The organism is Marinobacter sp. bablab_jr003, assembly GCF_016464245.1.
In the GTDB taxonomy this organism is placed as follows: Bacteria; Pseudomonadota; Gammaproteobacteria; order Pseudomonadales; family Oleiphilaceae; genus Marinobacter; species Marinobacter vinifirmus.
On sequence record NZ_JADARC010000023.1, the window covers coordinates 1 to 6,871 of the forward strand.

The 6,871-nt window shown below is 52.0% G+C and carries 5 protein-coding genes; 1 reads left to right on the top strand and 4 read right to left on the bottom strand.

Annotated features, from left to right (window positions below; genetic code table 11):
• Nucleotides 1-746: 746 nt before the first annotated feature.
• Nucleotides 747-2,363: a sterol desaturase family protein gene (locus H3Z84_RS01605; protein WP_199456020.1), complete on the bottom strand. Its 1,617-nt coding sequence runs from the start codon at nt 2,361-2,363 to the stop codon at nt 747-749.
• A 155-nt stretch (nt 2,364-2,518) separates the two neighbouring features.
• Between H3Z84_RS01605 and H3Z84_RS01610 the strand changes: the two genes are divergently transcribed.
• The gene (locus tag H3Z84_RS01610; protein ID WP_149600558.1) at nt 2,519-3,565 is read left to right on the top strand and encodes an AraC family transcriptional regulator; all 1,047 of its coding nucleotides are present in this window, start codon (nt 2,519-2,521) and stop codon (nt 3,563-3,565) included.
• Between the two features lie 108 nt (nt 3,566-3,673).
• Here the strand turns inward: H3Z84_RS01610 and H3Z84_RS01615 are convergent, their stop codons facing one another.
• The 3 genes from H3Z84_RS01615 to H3Z84_RS01625 all read right to left on the bottom strand — a co-directional run.
• A complete protein-coding gene (locus H3Z84_RS01615) occupies nt 3,674-3,976 on the bottom strand; it encodes a hypothetical protein (protein ID WP_092033908.1) in 303 nt (100 codons plus the stop codon).
• Complete coding sequence (gene gmtX / locus H3Z84_RS01620) at nt 3,969-4,604, bottom strand: gamma-mobile-trio protein GmtX (protein ID WP_092033911.1); 636 nt, start codon at nt 4,602-4,604, stop codon at nt 3,969-3,971. The genes H3Z84_RS01615 and gmtX overlap by 8 nt, the downstream gene beginning before the upstream one ends.
• Nucleotides 4,597-6,871: VPA1269 family protein (locus H3Z84_RS01625; protein ID WP_228285669.1), on the bottom strand; the 2,275-nt coding region annotated here is incomplete at its 5' end. The genes gmtX and H3Z84_RS01625, both read right to left, overlap by 8 nt.

Genomic DNA, 6,871 nt, shown 5'->3' on the forward strand with positions numbered 1-6,871 from the left:
TAGGCCGCTGCTATACATAGAGCTTGTGGAGGTGCGACCGTCAAATGGCTGAACACTGGCTAACAATCGCGTGAACACGGACAGCCAAAAGTGGCGCCGCTTCGCTCTGCCACTTCCGGCCGCCGGTTACGCGAAGCGTTATGCCTAGGAGAGAAAATGGAATTGAGCAGTAGATTTTTCTTTGGGAGTGCCAAGGATGCAAGTTTGCCCGCTTTCAAGTGGTGGAATAGCAAACGGTTAGAGTACAACCTGAGGTTCTTGGGTTGTCTGGTTGCTGGCCAGGTCCTGTTGTTAATGACCTCGTACAGCCTTGGCCTCGCGACTGCGGATAACATTCTCAATAAAATCGCTGGTGCCCTAATAGCTGACTTGGTGGTTCTCGCAGTCGTTAACTTGGTTTACTTTCTATGGCCAGCTGTCGAGCTACTTTTGTTCCGGAAGAATCCGCAAAAATACAGGTCGGTATGCTTTGCAGCGTTAAACGGCCTGAGTTTGACTCTTTTCGTAGCCATATTCGTTCTGATGTTTGCCCTCAAGGCATAACAATTAGTTCCAGTTCGTTTCGGGCCTTGTGGCCCTCCACCGGACAGCCTTGTCGCCGCTTCGCTCTGCCAAGGCTGCCGCTGAACAACAGCGTTATTCCGAAATCTGAATGTCCGCTTTGCGACCTCCTGCGCTGTTTCTCCAAATAACGGTTCGCGTAGACTCCCATCTGATCAGGCCTGCCTCCTGGCGCTGTGTCCATTTCAATTTGGCCCTACTGGTAGCGTTTCGATAGTCTCTTTAAACCTTTTCAAAGACTGTTCTGATTTTTGCTCAATTGCGCCTTTGAAATGCACGACATTGGCCAATACAAGCGGGAAGTTTGGCATGGTGTATCGTAAAGTGCGTTCGAATTCGCTGTGCCCGTTGTCGAGTGCTTTGAAGCGGTAAGCCAATTCGATTTCGACATCATTGTCCAGATTGACGCCTCGTACGCGCCATTGGTTTTCAGCTGAATTGGCGATGACTTCCCAGCTGACACGACTGCGGCCCATGGGTGTATCGATTACTTCATGGAAACGGTCTCCTGCCTCCAGAGGGCCCTGATTCTCTGCTTGTACCACAGCGGATTGCGGGTGCCACTCGGGCCAGCGACTGACCGTACGGGCGTAATCCAGAGACTGGCTCGCAGGCCGCTCGATAACGATGGTATCGACAACCGTAGTCGCCACAGGAATAGACCAAAGGTTGGCGGCAAACAAGAGCATCAATGGCATACGAAGCCATTCGATCCAACGGTAACGGTCGTGACCTTCCAGAAGATCGTTGGCAATCACGAGGCCGCTCACCACCAAGAGCACGCCGGCGGCCAACTGCATTGCCGACAGCTGAGGCGAAAGGAAGATGAAGATCGTGGAAACCACAAAGGTCACGACCATGGCGAAGGCAACGTAAGCCTTCTTGCCCCAGGTGGTCTGAGGGTCATATTTTGGACGGTCTGCAGACCCATTTTTTTGCATGCCCGGATCGGCAGCATCCATCGCCAGGCAATCGTCCGGGCGCCAGCCGGTCGGCCGGAACCACAGCATAATCTTGTCCTGCCAGCGTGCCGTTGTGCGGCTGTCCTTTGCCAACATTGACCAGTGCTGAAGGTTAGCTTTGATGGGGTTAAGGGTGTCCAGAGGGCGCGTGGTGCCATAGTGGCATGGATCCGAGGCGAGCTCGGGCTGCCAGGTACCGAAGAGGCGATCCCAGATCACCAGAGTTCCACCATAGTTTCGGTCGATATAGATCGGATTCTTTGCATGGTGCACCCGGTGGCTTGAGGGTGTAGACATAAAGCCTTCAATCAGCGGAATCCGTTTAATACTCTGGGTGTGAAGCCAAAACTGGTACATCTTGAGAAGGATGAACTGCATTACAAAGACCACAGGCGGACATCCCAGCAACGCCAATGGCAAGTAGAAAAGCCATGAGAATGCATACTGAAAGGCACTCTGACGAAGAGCTGTCGTGAGGTTGTATTCTTCGCCCTGGTGGTGCCCGACATGCGCGCCCCAGAGGAAGTTGATCTCGTGCGCCACCCGATGGAACCAGTAGTAACAGAAGTCGACACCAAGAAAGAAAACCACCCAGGTAATTGGATCGTTCACGGCAAATTCGAACAGCCGGTGGTTATCCCACAACCAGATAAACACGGCAAAAGTGTAGGCCTTAAGCAAGGCATCGGAAATTAGAAGTAATAGCCCCATCGACAGACTGTTCACGCTGTCATTAAAGCGATGGAGGCTCCGGCCCTGAAGGCGGAGAAGTGCATACTCGGCCAGCATCAGGATCATGAAAAGAGGAATGGCCAAGCCATTTATATTGTAGTCACTCATACCACGGGCCCTCATTGGGAATGGGTTGAACGCTCCCATTTTTGGCTTTTCGCCGACATATATCAGTGACTGGCCGCGACGATTACTGACATTAAGCGACAAATTATGGGTACTATGGGTTTCGTTTTCTGTTAGCCAAATGTTTAGGGCCCGCCGTGAGTCATCTTTCCATTGCCAATGTCTGGATCAATTCACTCCTGCGAACCTTCCATAAACTGGGAGTCAATGTGGATGCTATCGTTGCGGGGCTACCTGGATTTGAGGAAGGCCCGCTCCACCATCGTGGTCGGCTCGACCTGATTTCGGCCCGTCAGCTCTGGCATAACGCAGCTAATATGTCGCAAGACTCACTACTGGGGGCACGTATCGGCCAATTACAGGACTATCGAAGCATTGGTGTACTTGCCCCTCTTCTTTGGCACTCCCCTTCGGTTGGCCTGGCACTGAAGCATGTGGCCACGTTTCAAACCCTTATCAGTGAGAATGGCGTATTTAAGTACGAGGTGGATTCGGTGGAGAGTGGCAAATCAGCACGGCTCTATTGTCGTTATGAAGAAACCCCAGCGGCATTGCCGGCTAACGCGCAACAAATCCTTTCAGTGACGGCTGGAACCATTCAGTACATTCGCGACTTATTTGACCAACAAGCCACAGTGCGCCAGATGGTTGTGCCGGACGGGCTGGCGTCAACCAGACGGGCGTTGTCAGAGCTACTACAACTGCCCGTGGCCACTTCTACGGAAGGCTTTGGGTTTGGGCTAGAGATCACTGACATAGATCGGCCCATTGCAGGTTGCGACGACAACCTCTACCAGCTAAGCCTCGACTACGCTACCAGGCTTCTCAGCGCCAAACAGAAAGGTTCAGAGCAACTGTTCCGGATTCGTGGCTATATTGCCAATCACGGCCTTGCACAAACGGGCCTGGCGCCTTGTGCTGCAGCCCTCGGCTTGCATCCTCGCAACCTGCAGCGACAGCTGGCGGAGCAGGGAACCAGTTTCCGACAATTGAAAGAAGAAGTTTTGAAAGACGTCATTCTTCGTGAGTTGAATCAACAAACGCCACTGGAAAAGATTTCCGATAAGTTGGGTTACTCCGAGTCCAGTGCGTTTTACCGAGCCTTCCGGAGCCTGTTTGGACTTTCACCGAGTCAACTGTCTAAGCATGACTATCTAGGCCCGAGGTCTAACCTCGAACGGTGAGTGCCTTTCCGAATGAGAGCGTTTCTCTATCCGCCTGAGTGTCCGCTTTGCGACCTCAGCATGCTTAAGCTCCCGGAATCTCGGCGACAAAAAAAGGTCCGCTTTTTATCAAGAACAGTCAGTCTGAAAAGGTCCCGCTTCTATCAAAAAAACGGACGTAGCCTCGATTTCAATTGAGGGCTCTGCCCTCTCGCCGCAAGCGGCGATTCGCCCGAGGTATTTAAGGACCAGCGATTTTATCGCCGGATTCTGGCGCACGGCGCTCTTTCCGATACCGATAGCGTTGGCGACTTCGCCACGGTTTAGCTGGCCCCGAAAGACGATTTGCTTTAAGTCGTCACCGGTTTTCGTAGCGGCCCAACGCTGAAAGGCAACAAGGTTTTCGCGAGCTTTTTCTTGTCCGTTAGCCATTCTCGATACTCAACGCTTTTTCAAGGGCATCCACAAAACCGTTTCTGAGGACAACCTTGCCGTTTTGGTCCTTGATGCTGCCGCGTTCTGTTTTAGTCCAGCCCTTTAATTTAAGGGACTCCTCAGAGATGGCGTCTCTCAATGCATCAATCTCGTGACTCAACAGGCTCGGTAACCTCGATTCAGATTTGTCTTCAGCACCCGCTCGGTAGTCAATTTCCAATTTCTTGATCGATGCAAACCTTTTATTTTCGGCCCTCAATTTACGGACCTTCGAAATCAGGTCGAGTATGAGGAAGCGGTGAGTTTTATTGCTTACCTCATCAACCCAATCGTACTCGCCCGAGGGCGTGGTCTGTGCTTTGATCGCTTTCTTTTTCTGGTCTCCAAGCGCCTGCCAAGCCTCAATGACCGCTCTATAATGTTCTCCGGTTTTGTTTCGGATGGTCTGCTCGCTAGGAGCGCCACGACTGGCTCCTAGCTTCGCAATCGTTGAGATTCTGAAATCAACCGAGCCTGACTCATGATGTTCCTTGCAAACGGCGTGAAGGGCCTCCAGGGACTTCCTGGAACGAGAATTTTTCAGTTGGCCCAGTATGGCCTCGTAGACTTCGTTCGGTTCACTCATTGCAGCTCTCGATTTCTAGCGGGAATTTCAAAGACCCGTTCATGGCTGACTCGATCTCTTGGCGCACATCACCTAGCTGTAGTGGTTCGGCGAGATCTTCCAAGGTGATTTGCCCATTGATCAACTGGTCAGCGACGTGCCAGTTATTCTGTGTCACTTGCATAATCAGCCGGACGACCTGATTGGCAGCTTCGAGCTGCTGATCCTCGGTCAACCGAAATATCGCGGGTGCAATCCCATTGGTGTCCGCCAATTTGTCGAGCATCTGACTGAGCAGGGGGCGTGCCCTGGAGGCACTGGCGCTCTCGTAAATTTCAGCGTTGGCACAGACCTCAGCGAGCAACCGAAACTCGCTGCTTTGCTCCTCCAAATGCATCTCCATTTCCACGTAATTGTCGCTGACGATCAGTTGGTGCTGGCCTGTCTCGGAGGTCTTCAGCAGTTCGGTAGATTGAGAAATCAGGCGGTATAAGTGCTGGAGATCCGTAAGAAGCATGTCGAGCTTTTTGGCTTTTTCCTCATACGCCGAGGTGATCTTTTTCAGCGTTCGCTCTTTACCAAAAACCTGTCCCGAAGACTCGGTATCGTACCGCTCGTCATCGAGCGTCTGCCTTTTTTCTTCGAGTTCGTGGTATTCATTGCGGGCGACATTGATTTCCAGAATGATTTCGTTGGCAATAGCCGACAAACCGCCCAGAAACGCCGGGCCGGTAATGAAGAAGCGGCACTGGGGACAATTTCGAGTCCCAAGATAGCCATTGGGCACCGGCGCGTACTGTGCTTCAACCTTTCGCTCAACCAGCGCCATGCCACCTTCGTCACACTTGTTGCCGCTCATGGGGCAGATTCCGAAACTCATAAGTTGGAAGGCTCCAGAGGGCCAACTAGGTGTCAGACACTGATCCATGATGCTTCGGTCTGTGGCGATTAATTCCGGACGCGCCTCTTCGATTTTCTTCTGGAGGATGAGGTCTTCGTAACGATAGTGACTCTGCTCAAGTGCCCGTTTTTCAGCCGCCGCCATCTCCAGCCGCATTTTGCTGGCTCCTACCTTTGTGTAGTAAATCGTCATCACCAGCGAGGAATGACCAACCAGCTTTGAAATCACGGCTATGGGCGCTCTGCCGTCGACAATGTAGGCAGTGATAAGGCTGACGCGGAGAGCGTGAGGGGTAAATTGGCTCTTGTAATCCACGCTGTTCTTATTTTCGATTTTCTCAGCGAAGTCCTCACCGGGCCTCTGACTATGAAACAACAGAGCAGGCAGCGTTCGTGTAAACGCGGTTTTCGTAAATATGGGCGACACCTTCTCATCACAGGTAATTGACGCCGGATCGCGAAAAAGGAACGCTTGTTTACCACGCCGTTTGAGGATGTCTTTGTTGGTCTTTTGCTTCAGCTTGATTTGCGTCCACGGTGTGAGTTCTTCGATAGGATTGTATTTGGACTGCCACTCCCGAAGCTGGATGACCCAATACGCCAGGTCTTCCGGCATAAAGGGAACTTCGTAGCCGCCAAGCTTCTTTCCGGTTTTGTTCGTCGTGATGTAGGCACTCAACTCACCGTCATCGTTCCCTTTCCGAATAATGCCTTGGTTTCGCTTTCGGGTTGCAATCGGGTTTAAATTCTTGATCCAGTGGATCTTCCCATCACGCCATACCGGAAGGAATTCATCCCCCTCTCCGCTATCGAGCCAAAGGATCTGTTGACTGCGCAATGGAATGGACAGCAACGTGTAGAGAGCAACAATTTTCACGGGCGACCATAACTCGTACACCTCTTCAGAATAGCGCTTGCGACCTCGCTTCCGTTCTTTTGTCACTACTCGACAAACGCAGTTTGGGTCGTTCTCATCGATTAACTGAGGATCAACCTCGAACCAGCAGTCTTCGAGGAAGGGATGCAATTGATATAGATCGCGAAACGACGTCGCCTCTAGCAGAACAAGATACTGCTTGGCTCGTAAAATGGCATCCATGGGTAATGCGGGCTTGTTTGATTCACTGCGCCTGTAGCTGGGCAACTGGTCTAACAAGCCCTTGAGAACGGTTCTCAGAGGATTGCGATAGCCGGGCAGAACTATCAACTCACCGTTATCGTCCTCGTCAGAGCAATAAGTCTCCAAAATGCGTATTCCAGACCAAGGTTGCCACTGATTCCAGACGAAGCCTGCCACCCATTCCACGCGAAAGCTGCCACTGATTCCACGGCAAAGCTGCCACCTTGGCAGGCTGCCTGATTTCCCCATCAAAACGTCCGGCGCGGGA